General features: G+C 50.8%; 13 protein-coding genes. 3 read left to right on the forward strand and 10 right to left on the reverse strand.

Annotated features, from left to right (window positions below):
- The coding region (locus tag HY879_15520; protein ID MBI5604747.1) for an MFS transporter at window positions 1-883 on the forward strand (883 nt) is incomplete at its 5' end.
- A 60-nt stretch (window positions 884-943) separates the two neighbouring features.
- Here the strand turns inward: HY879_15520 and HY879_15525 are convergent.
- The 9 genes from HY879_15525 to HY879_15565 form a co-directional block, all read right to left on the reverse strand.
- The gene (locus tag HY879_15525) at window positions 944-2839 is read right to left on the reverse strand and encodes a hypothetical protein (protein MBI5604748.1); all 1896 of its coding nucleotides are present in this window, start codon (window positions 2837-2839) and stop codon (window positions 944-946) included.
- Entirely contained in the window at window positions 2836-4026 is a 1191-nt protein-coding gene (locus HY879_15530) for an ATP-binding protein (GenBank protein MBI5604749.1), read from the reverse strand. Before HY879_15530 ends, HY879_15525 begins: the two co-directional genes overlap by 4 nt.
- Window positions 4027-4363: 337 nt before the next feature.
- Window positions 4364-4675, reverse strand: a complete 312-nt coding sequence (locus tag HY879_15535) for an MTH1187 family thiamine-binding protein (protein ID MBI5604750.1) — start codon at window positions 4673-4675, stop codon at window positions 4364-4366.
- Window positions 4676-4848: 173 nt separating this feature from the next.
- Entirely contained in the window at window positions 4849-6420 is a 1572-nt protein-coding gene (locus HY879_15540) for a S1 RNA-binding domain-containing protein (protein ID MBI5604751.1), read from the reverse strand.
- Window positions 6421-6500: 80 nt separating this feature from the next.
- The gene (locus HY879_15545) at window positions 6501-6698 is read right to left on the reverse strand and encodes a hypothetical protein (protein ID MBI5604752.1); all 198 of its coding nucleotides are present in this window, start codon (window positions 6696-6698) and stop codon (window positions 6501-6503) included.
- A 3-nt stretch (window positions 6699-6701) separates the two neighbouring features.
- Window positions 6702-8231 carry a bifunctional metallophosphatase/5'-nucleotidase gene (locus HY879_15550; protein ID MBI5604753.1) on the reverse strand — a complete coding sequence of 510 codons (1530 nt, stop codon included), beginning with the start codon at window positions 8229-8231 and terminating at the stop codon, window positions 6702-6704.
- A 73-nt stretch (window positions 8232-8304) separates the two neighbouring features.
- A complete protein-coding gene (locus tag HY879_15555; GenBank protein MBI5604754.1) occupies window positions 8305-10581 on the reverse strand; it encodes an acetate--CoA ligase family protein in 2277 nt (758 codons plus the stop codon).
- A 331-nt stretch (window positions 10582-10912) separates the two neighbouring features.
- Complete coding sequence (locus tag HY879_15560) at window positions 10913-11560, reverse strand: protein-L-isoaspartate(D-aspartate) O-methyltransferase (GenBank protein MBI5604755.1); 648 nt, start codon at window positions 11558-11560, stop codon at window positions 10913-10915.
- Between the two features lie 83 nt (window positions 11561-11643).
- Complete coding sequence (locus HY879_15565) at window positions 11644-12246, reverse strand: response regulator (protein ID MBI5604756.1); 603 nt, start codon at window positions 12244-12246, stop codon at window positions 11644-11646.
- A 490-nt stretch (window positions 12247-12736) separates the two neighbouring features.
- Here HY879_15565 and HY879_15570 point away from each other — a divergent pair, with 490 nt between their 5' ends.
- A complete protein-coding gene (locus HY879_15570; protein MBI5604757.1) occupies window positions 12737-13807 on the forward strand; it encodes a 4Fe-4S binding protein in 1071 nt (356 codons plus the stop codon).
- 324 nt (window positions 13808-14131) lie between these two features.
- On the opposite strand, the gene HY879_15575 is transcribed toward HY879_15570, so the two are convergent.
- A complete protein-coding gene (locus HY879_15575) occupies window positions 14132-14692 on the reverse strand; it encodes a hypothetical protein (protein ID MBI5604758.1) in 561 nt (186 codons plus the stop codon).
- A gap of 379 nt (window positions 14693-15071) precedes the next feature.
- On the opposite strand from HY879_15575, the gene HY879_15580 reads away from it, so the two are divergent.
- Complete coding sequence (locus tag HY879_15580; protein ID MBI5604759.1) at window positions 15072-15947, forward strand: HlyC/CorC family transporter; 876 nt, start codon at window positions 15072-15074, stop codon at window positions 15945-15947.
- The last annotated feature ends 571 nt before the right edge of the window (window positions 15948-16518 follow it).

The raw sequence follows: 16518 nt of genomic DNA on the forward strand, positions 1-16518 counted from the left end.
CAACTGGTTTATCCGGAAAAGATCATTGGCCATGGGTTTGCTCTTTGCCTCCGGCGGAGTGGGCGGTTTTGTTCTGCCCCCCCTGATCAGCCGGATTATCTCCGTTCTGGGATGGCGCTGGGCCTGGGTTTGGCTGGCCGGTAGCCATCTTTTATTGACCGTCATCCTGGGTGGAATCCTCATCAGAAACCGACCGGAAGATCTGGGCCAACACCCGGACGGTATCTCTGAGGGCCTTGGGGCGCCCGGAATGGGCCATCCGGCCCCGGACCGGAAAGTCTACCAGACGCTAAGGAACTGGTCCGTCAAGGAAGCCTTTCGTACCCCGGCCTTGTGGATGTTGATGGCCCTGTTTTCGATCATTTTGTATGTGACCAGCCTGCTGACCACCCATCAGGTGGCTTATCTCCAGGACTTGAACTTCTCTCCCCTGGTTTCGGCCACGGCCCTGGGGTTGATGATCGGGATGAGCATCGTCGGCCGATTGGCCGGCGGTATTCTGGGTATGAGAATCGAAAGCCGCTATTTGGCGGCTTTCTTTCTGGCCGGTATGGGACTGGGTGTCCTGGCCTTGATGAATGCCCGGGGAATGATTTTTATCGGCCTCTATTCGATCCTGACGGGAATCGGTTTTGGGGGTATGATCGTCCTGGTGCCTACTTTCATCGGGGCCTATTTTGGGCGGACCAACTATTCCCGGATAATCGGCTGGACTATACCGGTAGTCACCGTGATCAGCGCCGGCAGTCCGGTCCTGGCGGGGTTCCTCCGCGATGCCACGGGCAGTTATTTTCTACCCTTGACCCTGGCCGCCGTTTTTTGTTTTGCCGGCATCCCCATTGCCTTGCTGGCCCGGCCCCCGCAGCAGAAGATCCGGATTTAAGGAGTCGGACAACCTATTCCTTAATTTGTAAGGTCGCTCTGAAGTCGGCGGGGCTGTTTTTTATGATGGCCCCTGCTTTCGAAAAAAATCAAAGGGGTTGATTCCCGAAAACCCTACCGACTTACCAATGGGAGGCGGGATAAATGGGACATAGGTGCCCTTTTCCCATTTAAGCCAGCGCAAAGAAGCATCTTCCAGTGGAACGGGAAAACGATAAACCACCTCTTCCGGTCCGTAGTCCTGGTCCATTCGGATCACCCGGGCGGACAGGCCCCTCAGATGGATTTCCTGGCCCAAGGTCAAGGGTTCTTCTTGGGAACGGTATAACCTTCCGGTCACGCCCTGGAAGAGCCCGCCATGAATTTTTACCCGAAGCGAACACTCGTCCAGCCGCTGAATTTCCAGGGGTACCGGGCCTCCGGATAAGGCCCGAATGCTTCGGGCAAGGGGTTTCCCTTCCAAAATTTTCAGAGCGCCCAGGAGGTTTATGGAAAACAGATAGTCCGGCGGATTGACCACGATGAGGTCCTGGCGGCTGATTCGGGGATCATCGGGAACGGTTTTGACGGGAGAAGCAAAAAATTCGCCCAAAGGTTTTAAGGAATAAACAACACCCGGCAGGGAAAGAGGGGAAAGGACCAGGTGAAACAGCGTCAAGACTATTCCTAAAGTTAAGGCCGGGATACGCCAGGAGGTTCTGAGAAAGAATTTCCCCGGTGTTTCGACAAGACCGCCCAGGAACTGGGCCAAAAGGCCCATGGCCCCCAGTCCGACCAACAAGAGCAGCCGGTTGCCCGGAACAACGCCGGCAATAGGAACCAGAGAAAGGGTCATGCCCAGGAGCCAGAAACGGGCAACTTTGTCAAGACGAATCAAGGGCACCGATAAGAAAACCAGGAAGGCCAGAAGGACAGGGAAAAAAATTAGGATCCATTTTCCGGAAATGATAGTGCCTAATTCGGCTGGCAGGGGGGACCATTGTCCCAAAAGAAGAAAGGGTCCACGAAGGACGAGGGCTCGGATGAATTCGACAGGACTGATCAGGGGATTTATATAAAAACCCGAGCCCTTGGTTCCGAAATCGAAGGACCAATACAGGATGGCCCAGGTGAGGAACACGAAGGCGGCTGGCAGGAGGGCCAGGAAGCGGCGGCTTAAGCGGCTTTGATCAAGAAAGAGGGCGTAAGCCAGGAGGTAGCCGGCCACGGCCAGGGCCAGTTCGCCGGAAAGCAGGGCCAGGGCCAGACAGGCCGTGTGGGCCAGGGCACACCACTTTTTCCCCAGCCGGCGCCAGCCGTCATAGGCGGTCAGGCAGAGAATACCGAAAAAGGCGGCCAGCAGGGCATTCCGGTTGGCCAGCCAGGCGGCCGGAAGGGCGTGGGCATCGTCCACGGCGTAAAGCAGGGCCGCCAGACCCGAAACCCAGGCAGGTCCCATAATTTGCCGGTAGAAGCAAGTGGCCGCCGCCACTAAACCGGCAAACCATAAAAGGCTGTGCAAATGCATCAGCGAGGGCCAATCGGGCCAGAGCCGGTAATCCAGCCACATGGTCAGGGAGCTGAGGTAACGAAAAAATTCAATACGAAAATGAGGGGATGTCCACCAGGGAAGAACCCCCAGGTCCATAAGGCGGCGAATCGTTTCAGAGTCACCGTTAAAGAAGGTAAAGGCGGAAAAGATTTTAAGGTGCCCGGATTTAAAAGGGGAGAGGCCCATCATAACCGTTCGATGTAAATGGTCATCTAATTGCCAGCCCAACCAGAGGGCCGGCAGGGTCAGTATCATGGCCAGCAGGGCCAGATGAAAGGCCAGACGGGGATGGATCAGCCAGGTGGTCCCCATGTGCCAAAGACGTTTCCACCGGGAGGGTTTTACGATCTCCTGGGACAGCGGCGGCAATTGGGCGATCCTCTTTTCGGTCTCGATCTTGTGATGAAGAAAGTGTCTTGTTTTCACATCAGTGATGGGGGGCTCAGATTAAAGAAATCTTCAAGGGGCAGGCCTTGTGCTCCGATCAACAACTTTTTAGAAACAGGGAACTCTTTTGCGAAGGCATCGATCCCGGGCAGACTTGTCTTCTGGCCCCCGCTTTTTACTTCAATAACAGTAAGCTGCTTTCCCCTATTGAGGACAAAATCGACTTCCCGGTTGCGACCCGCCCAGTAATAAACCTTTATATCCGTTCCGGTGGTCCCGTTCACAAGTGCCCCTCCAACCGCGGTCTCGACAATCCTTCCCCAGAAATCCGGATTTTTCCGGGCCTCCTGATAATTGAGGGGTGAAGCGGCGGTCATGAGGGCATTATTAAGGGCAATAAACTTTGGGCTTGAACCACGCCGTCTTACTTCCCCCCCGGCATATTTTGGAAGCCCCGTAATAAGTCCCGCCCCCTTGAGGAGTTCCAGATAATGAGCTAAAGTTACCGTATTTCCGGCATCCTGTAATTGACCCAGCATCTTTTGATAGGAAAGAATCCGCCCGGAATAATGACATCCAAGGTCGAAAAGACGGCGCAAAAGTGCAGGCTTGTCAACCCTGGTCATGAGGAGTACGTCACGGGAGACGGTCGTTTCAATGAGGGAATCGTGTATATACCTCGCCCATCGCTCCCGATCTCGGGTAAGGGGCACAGCCCCAGGATATCCTCCATAATACAGGAACTTCTCAAGACCCCATCCAAAGGCATCGCGCATTTCAGGAAAAGACCAGTGGGTGACCGGTATGGTTTCAAACCGTCCTGCCAGGCTTTCGGTAAGTCCCTGCTGAACAAGCAAAGGAGATGAACCGAGAATAAGGACATGAAGCCGGACTTTCTTGACCGTATCCTGATCCCAGAGGTATTTCACCGTTTCCGACCAGCCGGGTATCTTTTGTATCTCGTCGAGGATCAAAAGACCCCTTTGGCCTTTTTGGCCTGCACCGATCATTAATCGGGCATTGTCCCATTGTTGTTCTATCCATAAGCGGTTTTTCAAGGCAGGTTCATCCGCCGAGGTATAATGGGTTTTCCCAGGATATTCTTCCATGATCTGATGGGCCAGGTTGGTTTTTCCACTCTGTCTGGGTCCTGCCAGGACCTGTAAAAATCTTCTTGGCTCAGTCAGACGCGCCAGTAAAACCTTAAAGCAAGGTCGCTTATACATTTTTACCCCTTATCAGCGCTATGACAAATTACTCAGTATAGTGAGCAAATATACTCAGGAAAGAAAGTAAGGTCAAGCCCTATTTTCGACCTCCACTCTGGATTACGAAGCGGGAAATGTTTTCTCTGCCCAGGTTTTTACGCCCTGTCCGTTTTTCTGAATCGTCTTGGATGGCAACTTATGGGAAGTCGTCGGCGGTGTTTGGGGGGGGAGGGTTGAAAAATCGGCATCAGCCTCCTTGCCAATATGGAGTAAAATGGAAACGATCTTTCGATTATATTGATGCCTATAACGCCGTGTTCATGAGATACCATCTAACCAACGAGATTTTTTTATGTTATGAAGTTTTTAAGCACCGGCCGGCCTTGGCCTGAACACTTTGAATTTTACTCTCCATCCTGGATTCGGGGCCTTGCCGGTAATCGAATTTGACCTGGAGGCTGATTCGGCCGGAATCCTTTTCCAGGGCCCGGAAGCAACGGGTCAGCAAGGCCTGAAGATCATCCCATTCCCCTTCCACCACCGTGCCCATGGGGTTCAGGCGATAATTCAGTCCGCTTTGATCAACGAGGGTCAAAATCCGGGCCACATAATCACTGAAGCTCGGCCCTTTGTCTAAAGGGATCATGGAAAATTCCATCAAAGTCATATAAAGGCTCCTTTAGTTCGAAAATTAAAAAATTCAGGCTATAGGCACGAGGCTATAGGCTATAGGCGAAAAAAGCCCAAAAACCCATTTAATTTTGCCCATCGCCTATTGCCCATCGCCCATAGCCCCTAAAAAATATTTTCATGCTTCATGGCGTTCCTTTAAATGTCTTTTCACTTTTTTTTCTTCCTAAACAGATCGGCCATGGTTCCCAATTTTCCGGTCTCTTTCACCTGATCCTGGTATTCATTGTACTCGGCCCGGTCCTGATTATCCAGAACCGACTGCCTGGAAAGCGAAATCCGGCCCTGATCATCAATTTTGATGATTTCCACCTGGATTTCATCGCCTTCTTTGAGGCCTTTTGGTGAGCGCCCCGTTTCGGAAACCTCTAACTGGCTTTTATGCAGGAGTCCCCGTTGATGGGAGCCCAGTTCGGGAAGGTCGACAAAGAAGCCATAAGGTTTTATGGAACGGACCACCCCTTTGACCAACAACCCCACTTGCAGGGTCTGAGGGCCCCGGGCTTGCGGTCCGGACGGGATTGATCCTCCTTCGGAGCCTTCCATTGGACTGACCTGGTCCGCTTTAACCCTTCTTCGAATCACATCGCCGGTGCGGATCGTTTCCAGGGTCAGGGCATCGGTTTCCAGATCCGATATTGAGGGGGCCTCTTTGATGGAAAGAGATATCCGCCGTTGTTCTTTATTGATCTCCAGAACCTTTACCACGATCTCCTGGTCTTCTTTGAGCATTTCCCGGGGATGACGGATATGTTTGTGGGCTATTTCGGATATATGCACCAGACCTTCCAGGCCCGGGCCTACTGCGACAAAAGCCCCGTAAGGGGTCAGATTTCTAACCACTCCTTTGACCAGATCGCCGTCCAGGAAGGGAAGCTCTGTTTCCCAGGGATCCGGTTCCAGGGCCTTCATAGACAGGCTGATCCGCTCGATTCCCTTTTCATCGGTTTCCAGATTGAGGACTTGAACAGTCACTTCCTGATCTTTCGATAAAAAATCGGCCGGGTTTTTGACCGGACTCCGGGAGATTTCCGAGATATGGATCAGTCCCTCTATCCCGCCAAGTTCGACAAAAGCCCCAAAGGGGGTCAGACGGGTCACCCGACCCGAAAGGACGCCCCCCACAATAAGTCCTTTCCGGGTTTCGGCGGCCAGGGCTTCCCGTTCCTCCTGTAAAACCGCCCGCCGGGAAAGGACAATATTCCGCCCTTCCTCTTCGAACTGGACAACCTTGAATTTTTGGGTTGTCCCGACAAATTGCTCGGGCCGGTCACAATAGGTCAGGTCCATCTGGGAAAAAGGGCAGAAGACCTTGGTCCCTGAAATGGTGACTTCCAGCCCTCCTTTATTGGTTCCGGTAACCGTACCCTCGATAGTCAGCCCGGACTCAAAGGCCTTTCTGAGCAACTCTTTCCCGGCCCCGCCGGCATCCTTTCGGAGGCAACTACCCAAATGGGCCCCTGACGGCCCATAGCCGATAAACGCCAGTTCTACTTCACTCCCGATTTTTATGGTCATCTCCCTTTTATCGTCGAGGAATTCTTCCACATCGGCCCAGCCTTCTGATTTGGCTCCGTAGTCGATAAATACCGTATCGGCGGTCATGAGGACCACCTTTCCCTTTACCCGTTCTCCGGGTGAAAAAGACTGGTCACCGGACGTCCGGGCACTGGCCTCATAAAGTTGGGCAAAATCCATATCCATATCATCTTGAACCATCATTTAATCTCCTTAAAAAAATTTGTCTGACAGGATTAACAAGATTTAAAGGAAAAAAATCCGAATAATCCGGTAAATCCTGTTTACTCCCTTTCGGGATAGGCAACTGAAATCCGCATGCCTTCTTCCAAGGCCCCGTCCAGTCCTACCTCATTGTTCCATTCATCAAAAACCCTGGCCCCTTTTTCGATCTCTTTAAAAAGACCGGTCTGGATCAGGGCCTGACGAACGGTCATGCCCGGAATTAAGGTTGCTTTTTTCCCATTAATCCAGATTTTCACTGGCTAATCGATTTTTTGAATCCGTCCTTCCACCGAGGACGAGATCATTTTTTTTGCTTTGATATATTCGCTTACCAGACGACGGATTTCCATGCCGGAATCAAAAAAAACAACCCGGGGGCTTTGGGCCGTATACCCCTTTTTGGCTCCCAATATCCTGACGAAAACACCATAACCGTCTCCCCCGGCGGCCAGGAAATCGTTGGTGGCCAGGGTGTACCATTCATCAGGATTTAATAGTTTTTCCTTTACCCAGATCCGGGTGATCCGCTCACCGGCCGGGGAAGCGGATTGGTACTGGAGGCGCATCCCGGAAATTTGGGGAAACTGGCCGCCAGTTCCACTTAAATCAGACAGACCATGTTCCAGGATGGCCTTCAGCTCTTTTCCGGTGACCCTCAGGACCAGGGGTGCGTTGCGAAAGGGCAGTACGGAAAGCAGATCCTTCATCCGGATGGGACCTCTTGGAATATCACTGCGCAATCCCCCGCCATTGATCAGGGAAACATCGGCCTTGGTATCCTCTCTCAGGATATCGGCCACCAGATTACCTAAATTGGTTTCCCGGATCCGCGAACCCTTGGCTTCCAGGTCCACTTGGGTCTCGCCGATGATTTCATCCAGGACAGCGGCGGCCTGATTATTATAATGCTCGACGATTTTTGCCACAAGGGGATCGGGCATCATCAAGTCGGGACGGACAGGGATCAGTTTTCCTGCGTAGTGGGTTACTTTTCGATCCTGAATCGTCAGATCCAGGACGCCCAAGACCTTGGCATGTTCCCAGGCCTGGACAATAATCGTTTCATTGACCTTGAGAGGGTTTTCCATGCGGGTATGGGTATGGCCGCCCACGATTACCTGGATGCCCTTGACGGCCCTGGCCAGGCGGCGATCGGCCGGCAGTCCAAGATGGGAGAGGACGACCACCAGGTCGGTCTTATCAGCCAACTCCCGCAAGGCCTTTCTGGCCGATGCCACGGCGGAGGAAAAAACAACCCCCTTCACATTCTTGGGATGGGTGGCAACCGGGGTGTTTTCGGTCACCAGACCGATTATAGCGACTTTGATTCCCGATAATTCTTTGATCACATAAGGGTGGATTCCAGGAACCCCCTGGACATTAGCGGCCAGGACCGGGAACTTAGCCTCCTGAATCCTTTTTTGCAAGACCTCTTGCCCGAAATCAAACTCGTGATTCCCCAGGACCATGGCTGAAACTCCCATGGCATTCATCACCTCCATAGATGATTTGCCCTCGGAAAGATTAGCCCAGGGGTTACCCTGGATCATGTCGCCGGCGGCCAGGAGGAGGGTAGGCTGATCCTGGCGCAGCCGATTCACCTCACCGGCCAGAAAACTGATCCCGCCAATCCGGTCAGGGCTTCCCAGGGGCAGCTGCGAGTCGGCGAACCCATGAAAATCATTCAAATGGAGGATGCGCAGATGAACCGGCTCACCGGCACAGAGGGCGCTGACGGCCACCAATAAGAACCAGAGGCCGATAATGGAAGCAGTTAACCTTTTTTTCATCAAAATTTCTCCCGAAAAAAAGTTTCAAGTTTCAAGATGCAAGTTTCAAGGATGAAGAACCTTGAACCTGTCTTCATGTTCCTGGTGTTTTTGTTACAAACAGGGCATCCAGGGCCTTAACCCCCCGGCCTAATGATGAGACCATCAGGGGGTTAATATCGATCCCTTCAAAATCGCGGCCAAGATCTTCAATTAAACAGGAGAAATCAACCGTGGCCTTGATCAGGGCCGGAAGGTCGGCCGGCGGTTTCCCCCGCACGCCGTCCAGTATAGTCGATCCTCTTAGGGAACGCCATAATTGTTCGGCTTGAAAGGCGGAAACCGGGGGCTTGGCAAAGGCCACATCCTTCAAGACTTCCACCAGGATCCCTCCCAGACCGACGACCAGCAGGGGACCGAATTGAGGGTCATTGATCATACCCAAAAAGACTTCGACGCCATCTGAAACCATCTCCTGGATCAGCAGGCTTTCCGGGTTATCCGGATTCTTGAGGGCCGGAAATCTTTCTTCCATCCGCCTGACGGCCCGTTCCAGTTCCTCCTCGGTTGGGATGGAAAGAATTACGCCCCCCTGTTCGGTTTTATGCTGGATAGACGGGGAGAGGATTTTTAGGGCGACCGGGTACCCGACGGTCCGGGCCAGAGAAAGGACTTCCCCCTTTGTTTTGGCAACCCCTTCCCGAGTCACCGGGATCCCGTAAGCTTCCAGAATCTGTTTGCCCTGATGTTCGTCTATGGATTCATTTACGATGGCCGGCAAGGGTTTTGTTGGTTTTTCCCTCTCCGGAACGGTGAAACGGCCTTCCTGTGACCTTCTGACGTATTCACCGTATTCTATTAGCCCATGCATGGAACCCACGGCCCGCTCCGGATTACCAAAGACCGGCAAACCAAAACGCCGGGTCATCTGAACGGCTGTGCCGGGAAGGAAGGTAACCAGAAGGATCGGTTTTTTATAGGCTTCCATGATCCGCCTGGTTTCATGGACAAAGGGGGCATCTTTCCAGAGGTTGAACTCCTTCACCCGGAATCCCCCTTTTTGTTTCAAGCCCGTCTTTTCCGGTTCCTGTCCGAAAGGAAGGACCGGAGGTCTTTTTAGGAAGCCAAAGGGCTTGGAGAAAAAGGACTTAATCTTGTGTTTCAGGATCAATCCCTTCCACTTGGAAAGCTGGCCGAGATACTTTTTCATTCCCGCCAGCATCCCCAGGGCGATAACGACATCTATCTCATCGCTGGCACAGAGGGTTCTAAGGACCTCGATATGAGAGCGGCGGTTGGTTGTCCCGGCCAGGTCCAGAGGATTTTGATGGCTCCAGAAAGGGGGGAGTAAGGCATTTAATCGCTCTATCAGGGAAGAGGAAAGGGTCGGAAGGTTCAATCCGTTTAGGGCCGCGGCATCCGTAGTCGCCACACCCCAGCCCCCTCCCAGGGAAACGACCCCCAACCGATCTCCGGGCGGGGGCTTGAGCAAACTGAAGGTCTTGATCAAATCGATCAATTCTTCGGTAGACTGGGCTTCGATAATTCCGGCTTGTTTGAACAGATCGGAAATCATTTTCGGGGATTGGGCCACAGCCCCGGAGTGGGACCGGGCCGCCCGGGATCCATGAGAGGTTTTTCCGGCCTTCAGGGCCAGGATGGGTTTGTGGGGGGTTATCTTTTTAGCCGCCTCAAAAAAACGCTCACCATGGCGGATCCCTTCCAGATAAAGGACGATTACCCGGGAGTATTCATCCTGGCCAAAATAAGAAAGATAATCCTCCACCCCCAAAAGGGCTTCGTTGCCTGAACCGACAAACCTGGAAATACCCAGTCCTTCCTTCATCCCCAATTCCATAATCTGGAGGCCGATATTTCCTGATTGGGAAATGACATCCACCGGACCGGGCTTGAGCCCGAGGGGCATAAAGAGGATCTCCAGACCGACCGGGGTGCTGACCATTCCCATGGTATTGGGACCGACTATCCGGACCTGTCCTGCCTGGGCGGCCTGGACCAGTTTTTCTTCGATCCGGGCCCCTTCCGCCCCCACTTCTTTAAAGTTGGAAGCTACTACCAGGGCATTGGGGATGCCCAGACGGCCGCATTCTTCAATAAGAGGGATGGTCCGGTCGGCCGGTACGGCCAGTACGGCCAGATCCACCGGTTTTGGCAGGGAACCCAGATCAGGAAAAGCCTGGCGACCCAGAACTAAACCTTTTTTGGGATTTACCAGATAAACCGGGCCTGAAAAAGAAGAAACCAGGAGGGTGGCCGCTAAATTAAAGCCCCACTTTCCGAAACGGTTGGAGGCGCCTACTACGGCAATGGATTCAGGGAAAAAAAGCGTTTTTAAATTAGAAGTTTCCATTTACATTATAATTCTTATGGTTAACGATTCGTATCAGGTTAGCTTTTTGAAAAAAAAACGTCGATAACCTCTCCGTCATTCCGGTGAAAACCGGAATCCAGATTCTTTTCGGCTCGGCATAATACCTGGATTCCGGTTTTCACCGGAATGACGTGCGTGCAGGTCAGAATTTTCAAGTAAAAGTTCCAAGTTTTTAACAGAGCTAAATTGTTACAATATTGGCAATAGGCAAAAGGTAGCCTATAGCCCATTGCCTATCGCCTGCCGAGAAGTTATTTTCCTGCTTCGTCGGTCCCCGCCTCAAAAGGCTGTTTCGGCGTTCAACTCATTGTTATTTGGGTTTCACCTGGGATCCGGTCATGGGAACAAACAGGACGGGAAGGATGTTGGTAACCTCCGGTTTGCCGGATTTTTTAATTATCTTTTTCAGCTCCTGGTAGGGAAAGGTTCCCACCGGAAGGACCATCCTCCCCCCTTCTTTTAGCTGGTCCAATAAGGGTTGCGGGATATGATCCGGGGCGGCTGTCACGATAATGGCATCGAAGGGGGCGTATTGGGGCCATCCCTGATAGCCGTCACCGGCTTTAACCTTGATGTTGTTATAACCCAACTGCTCCAGACGATCCCTGGCCGTATCGGCCAGAAGGGTTATAATCTCAATCGTATAGACTTCCTGGGCCAATTCGGCCAATATAGCGGCCTGATAACCCGATCCGGTTCCGATTTCAAGAACCTTATCGGCACCTTTCAGATCCAGGAGTTCGGTCATCAAGGCCACGATGTAGGGCTGGGAAATAGTCTGGCCCTCGCCGATGGGTAAGGGATTGTCCTCATAGGCCCGGGACTTAAGATGCTCGGGGACAAACCGATGCCGTTCCACTTTGAGCATAGCGTTCAGGACCCGAGGATCTTTGATCCCCCTGGCCTTGATCCGGGTTTTAACCATTTCCTCCCGCGCGGTTTGAAGAGACTGGGACATGTTTTTCTCCAACCCCTCCGTCCCTGCCTTACAGGTGACCAGAAATAAGGAGGTAATTAATAAACACCAGAAAAGGCTATCTTTCAAGCCAGCCATTTTTTGACCGTTTGTTTTAAATCCTGGATGTGTGTTCTGGCTTTGAGAAATGGACCCACTAACTCGCCCTGGATTATTCCGCGGTCTTCGAGTTCGGAAAAAAAATTTTCAATTTCCTCCAGGGGGTCTTCAATTTCCTTCAGGAAAATGGCAGTTAGTGCAGGATCCATGGGTCTGGATCCCTTTCGTAAAAATTCCGCCTTAAGACGGTCTTTTCTTTTTTCCAAGGCCTCCTGGGTGACCATCCGCAGTTCATCGGGGACAAAGGGTTTGGTTAAGAAATAGGAGGCCCCATGCTGCATGGATTCCACGGCAGTACTAACCGTGGCATAGCCGGTAATGACCACCTTGGCCATATAAGGATCTATTTTACTTAATTCTTCCAGGATCTCCGGACCGCAAATCCCCGGCATTTTTAAATCAACCAGGGCCAGATCCGGGTGAATCTTACTGGCTATTTTGCAACCCGATGGCCCGTCGACGGCTGTTTCGACTTGATAGCCTTCTTTGAGCAGGACCTTGGTACAAGAATCCCGGATAACTTCATCGTCGTCAATGATTAAAATGACCGGACGTTTTATTTCTTCCATTCCCGTGCACTCCCCGAATTGAACGTAATCGCTATCTATAACATAAAAAATGTTACTCGTTACTCGATGCTCGTTCCTCGTTACGTTACGGCAACTTGTTGCTGGTTGCTCGCTAAAACGAGAAACGAGTAACCCGCAACGAGGAACAGACTAATTTGAAATATCTTTGGTCAGGCTCTAATAGTTGTCTATTCTATGCCCTTTATGATTTTCTGTCAAATAGAAGCTTTTTAGAAGTCCGGAAGGTGAAAAAGCCCATTGATTTCCAAAGGAATTACATGTTAAGGTGCCTGCGGGTTTTATATGAAAACATTGGGCAAGAAGTTTTGATGGTTATGTAAAAACGCGTCATTCCCGCGCAGGCGGGAATCCAGGCCGGTCGTATTCACGTAAAACCACTGGATTCCCGTTATCACGGGAATGACGTGTTTTTAAAATCTCCTACATTTTACGAACTCATCATTTTAGGATCAAATCAAGGAGGCCCGTTATGGAAGAACTTTATGTCAAATTGCAAGAGCGTCTGGACGATCTGGCCACTGGTTTTCCTGCTACGGAGAACCGGATGGAGTTAAAGATACTTAAGCGACTCTTTACTGAGGAGGAAGCAGAACTTTTTGTTCATTTATCTCCTCTCCTGGATCAACCCTCACAGGTGGCCCAGCGACTGGGTCGTGAATCCCAGGCCACAGCCGTCTTGATGGAGCAGATGGCGGTTAAAGGGTTGCTCTTCCGGCAACGAAAAGGGGACACGGTACGCTATGCCGCTGTTCCCTATGTAGTGGGCATTTTCGAGTTTCAGCTCAACCGCCTGGACCGGGAATTTGTCCGGGAGATGCAGGAATATTCTGAAACGGCCTTCAACCGGACCATTCAAGCTTACAGCACCCCGGTCTTGCGGACCATTCCCATTAATCGTCAACTGGTGGCCGACTGGCCGGTCGCCCCTTATGAAGATGTTTTAGGGATTCTGGAGGGCCAGAAAACCATCGCCGTTGCCCCCTGCATCTGCCGGACCATGGCCCGCATAGAAGATAAGGGCTGTGACAAACCGGTGGAAGCCTGTTTTCTATTCGGGGCCCATGCCCACTTTTATGTGGATAATCATATGGGCCGGTATATCACTCAGGAAGAGGCTAAGGAAATCGTCCGACGTAACGAAGAAGCCGGTCTGGTCATGCAGCCCTTTAATGCCCAGAAAGTAGGCGGCATGTGCAGTTGTTGCGGAGATTGTTGCGGGGTGATGCAGTCTTTGAAAAAACAACCCGTGCCGGCCAAAGCAGTCCAAAGCAACTATTTCGCCCAGGTTAATGGAGAGGAATGTATCGGCTGTGAGATCTGCTTAGACCGCTGCCAGATGGAGGCCATCAATATGGTCGAAGACCGGGCGGTCATTGATCTCAACCGATGTATCGGTTGCGGCCTTTGTGTGTCGACCTGTACGGCCGAAGCCCTCCGATTGATCAAGAAACCGGAAGATCTCCAATATCTGCCCCCGGCCACCGGGGCCGAGACCTATTTGCGCATTGCTCTGGAACGGGGTAAAAATTTGATGCCTTAACTTGATGGTATGGGAATTTCCTTTTTGGACGCTGATCGACGCAGACCGACGCAGATTGCCAGAATTTTGAATATAAAGAAAGATGAACTCGTAAAAAGCTATGAAACGCCGCATTGCGGCGCTGTATCAGAAAATAACTTGGCAATAAAAAAGCTAAGTTATTTGGAAGCAGGAACTCGTCTCTTTTCGTCATTCCCGCGAAGGCGGGAATCCAGTCCTTTTAAGTGGTTACGGTTATCCTGGATTCCCGCCTTCGCGGGAATGACGAGTTTTTACGAGACCATCAAGAATAGTTATCTGCGGGTATCGGCGAAAATCTGCGTCCTAATTGAATGAATTCGCCTCTGATTTTACTTTTTCTTTAAATTGCTTGACCGCCTCCGGAATGGCTTTCCTGATAAAGACCCGCTGATCGATATCGGTGAGCCGGCAATATTCCGGAAATCCGGGATGCTTCGGGGTGAGTTTTGGAAAACCCGACAAGGACGGGTAGACGGCATGGTCGAACTTTCTGATCATGGTGATGATCGATTGGTCTGCCGAAGGAACTTCCTGTATCCACCCTAACCGGCGCATACATTCAAAACGAATATGATCGATCAGGAAGAAATAGACATCCAGAAGGGGCAGCAATTTTTCCGGAGGCAACGATTCGAATTCAAATCCCTTTCCCAGATCCAGTGATCCCATCACGAGATCGTTGATAATCGCCCGGCCTTCTTCATCGTCTTCGGCTAAAAATAATATCAATTCATCCGGGAGATCGGACCACCTTGTATGTTCATCCAAGATCGCCGGGGATTTAAAAAGACGTCGCCATTCCCGAAACCCCCTCTGGGCGGCCTTCTGATTTTTTAGGGATTCAAGAGAAATCACCTTACCCATGGCTTTGAACATCCCATGGGTCATCAATTTTGGATTTTGGATTTTGGATTTCGGAATTTAAAGATAGCACTCCTTCGATATTCGATATTTGATATTTGTTATTCGATATGCACATTTTTTTGTTTCGTGGTGTCCCGTCCCAAGCGGGATATGAGGGTTCAATATCAACTATGGTCTTTGGCAAGTAATTTCCCCTCCATTTCAGGGCCTGATCGGATTGAATAGGATTTTAAAGTATAATAACCGAATTGAATAAAAATACAATATGGAACAGGTATTCCTGTTTTTCACTTCAGACCGGTTTACCCCTGATCTTGACCCCGTACAGGAAAATAAATTTGACATTAGGAGATAAAACTGATATAAATATCTATATCTTATGAGTACTAATCCAGACGAACATCCCCCAGGTTTTATCGAACAGGTCCGTTCCTTATTTAAAAAGAAAACGGAAACCCATCCGGAATCTATTTTAGAGAGAGACTTTCAAGAACTGATCGATCAGGGAGAAGAACAAGGACTGCTCACCCCGGAACAGGGGGACATGATCCAAAGCATCTTTGAATTCAAAGATACTATAGTCCGGGAGGTCATGGTCCCGAGGACCGAGATGTTGGCCGTCAGTTCGGATGTGAGTATCCAGACCATTCTTGATCTGACCCTGGCCCATGGTCATTCCCGCCTCCCTATTTATCAGGAAAATCCGGATAATATTGTCGGTATGCTCCATGTCAAGGACCTTTTGCCCTATTGGCATCTGCTCCCGGATCAGTCCATCCCGGCCGATATTTTCCGAAAGCCCTACTTTGTTCCGGAAACCAAAAAAATCGTCTATCTCCTGCGTGAATTAAGATTGAAAAAAATCCATATGGCCATTGTCCTGGATGAATACGGTGGAATTTCCGGACTGGTGACCATGGAAGATATTATCGAGGAGATCATCGGCGAGATAGAAGATGAATATGATCTCCAGGAACCACGCTTGAAACCCTTGGAAGATGGCCGGGTTGAAGTCGATGCCCGCCTGGAGATTGAGGAATTCGAACAATATTTTGATTTGGAAATTGAGGAAAAAACCTTTGAATCCGTGGGAGGCCTGGTTATCCATATCCTGGGAAGGGTCCCGGCGGTTGGCGAAAAGGTCTATTTTCAGGATTTAGAAATGACCGTTCTGGAAGCCGACAACCGGCGAATCCGTCGTCTCCTGGTGGAAAGAAAAGAAAGACCGGCTTTGGAAGCCCCTCAAGAACCCTGACTCAGAATTCCAAAATTTCGTATCAGTTTAGCTTTTTGAAAGACTGTTTTCATCGCAAAGGCGCAAAGATAAAAATAGGTCAGGCATCCTGCCTGACAATAGTCGGATCGGCCGAAGGCCGATTGTGTTGAAACCATTAGATAGTCAGCCGGGACGGCTGACCTATTAGTAACTAAAGAATATAATTCTACGCAAAATGGATAGAATTTCTTAAAGAACACACCTTGGACCCGGACCAATTGAGGTTTTTTTAACATGTTTTGTATATCCAAAATCTTGGTTCCGGCTGGTCCGGGTTGGGTGTTAATTGCTTTTAGGTAAACCCCCGGCTCTGCCGGGGGACTCCCAGAGTTCGACAATTCCGGGAGTGGGGGTTTTCAGTATCGACAACGAGTAATTAATGTTTTCCATTTGAAGACCAAACCTTGATTTGACCGTCATTCCGGCGAAAGCCGGAATCCAGTGATTCTAAAAGGTTTGGGAAAAGCCCTGGACCCCGGCTTTCGCCGGGGTGACGGCTACGCGGGTTTTGGTTTTTGTTTGTGAGCCCCTTTGAGGGGCTTAAATATTC

The organism is Deltaproteobacteria bacterium, assembly GCA_016219225.1.
In the GTDB taxonomy this organism is placed as follows: domain Bacteria; phylum Desulfobacterota; class RBG-13-43-22; order RBG-13-43-22; family RBG-13-43-22; genus RBG-13-43-22.

What these genes read in the sequence shown, in the direction of transcription:
- HY879_15570 (MBI5604757.1), top strand. Translation starts at nt 12,737, where the DNA reads ATGGAAGAACTTTATGTCAAATTGCAAGAGCGTCTGGACGATCTGGCC.
- HY879_15565 (MBI5604756.1), bottom strand. Translation starts at nt 12,246, where the DNA reads ATGGAAGAAATAAAACGTCCGGTCATTTTAATCATTGACGACGATGAA.
- HY879_15540 (MBI5604751.1), bottom strand. Translation starts at nt 6,420, where the DNA reads ATGATGGTTCAAGATGATATGGATATGGATTTTGCCCAACTTTATGAG.
- HY879_15555 (MBI5604754.1), bottom strand. Translation starts at nt 10,581, where the DNA reads ATGGAAACTTCTAATTTAAAAACGCTTTTTTTCCCTGAATCCATTGCC.
- HY879_15535 (MBI5604750.1), bottom strand. Translation starts at nt 4,675, where the DNA reads ATGACTTTGATGGAATTTTCCATGATCCCTTTAGACAAAGGGCCGAGC.
- HY879_15550 (MBI5604753.1), bottom strand. Translation starts at nt 8,231, where the DNA reads ATGAAAAAAAGGTTAACTGCTTCCATTATCGGCCTCTGGTTCTTATTG.
- HY879_15580 (MBI5604759.1), top strand. Translation starts at nt 15,072, where the DNA reads ATGAGTACTAATCCAGACGAACATCCCCCAGGTTTTATCGAACAGGTC.
- HY879_15530 (MBI5604749.1), bottom strand. Translation starts at nt 4,026, where the DNA reads ATGTATAAGCGACCTTGCTTTAAGGTTTTACTGGCGCGTCTGACTGAG.
- HY879_15560 (MBI5604755.1), bottom strand. Translation starts at nt 11,560, where the DNA reads ATGTCCCAGTCTCTTCAAACCGCGCGGGAGGAAATGGTTAAAACCCGG.
- HY879_15575 (MBI5604758.1), bottom strand. Translation starts at nt 14,692, where the DNA reads ATGGGTAAGGTGATTTCTCTTGAATCCCTAAAAAATCAGAAGGCCGCC.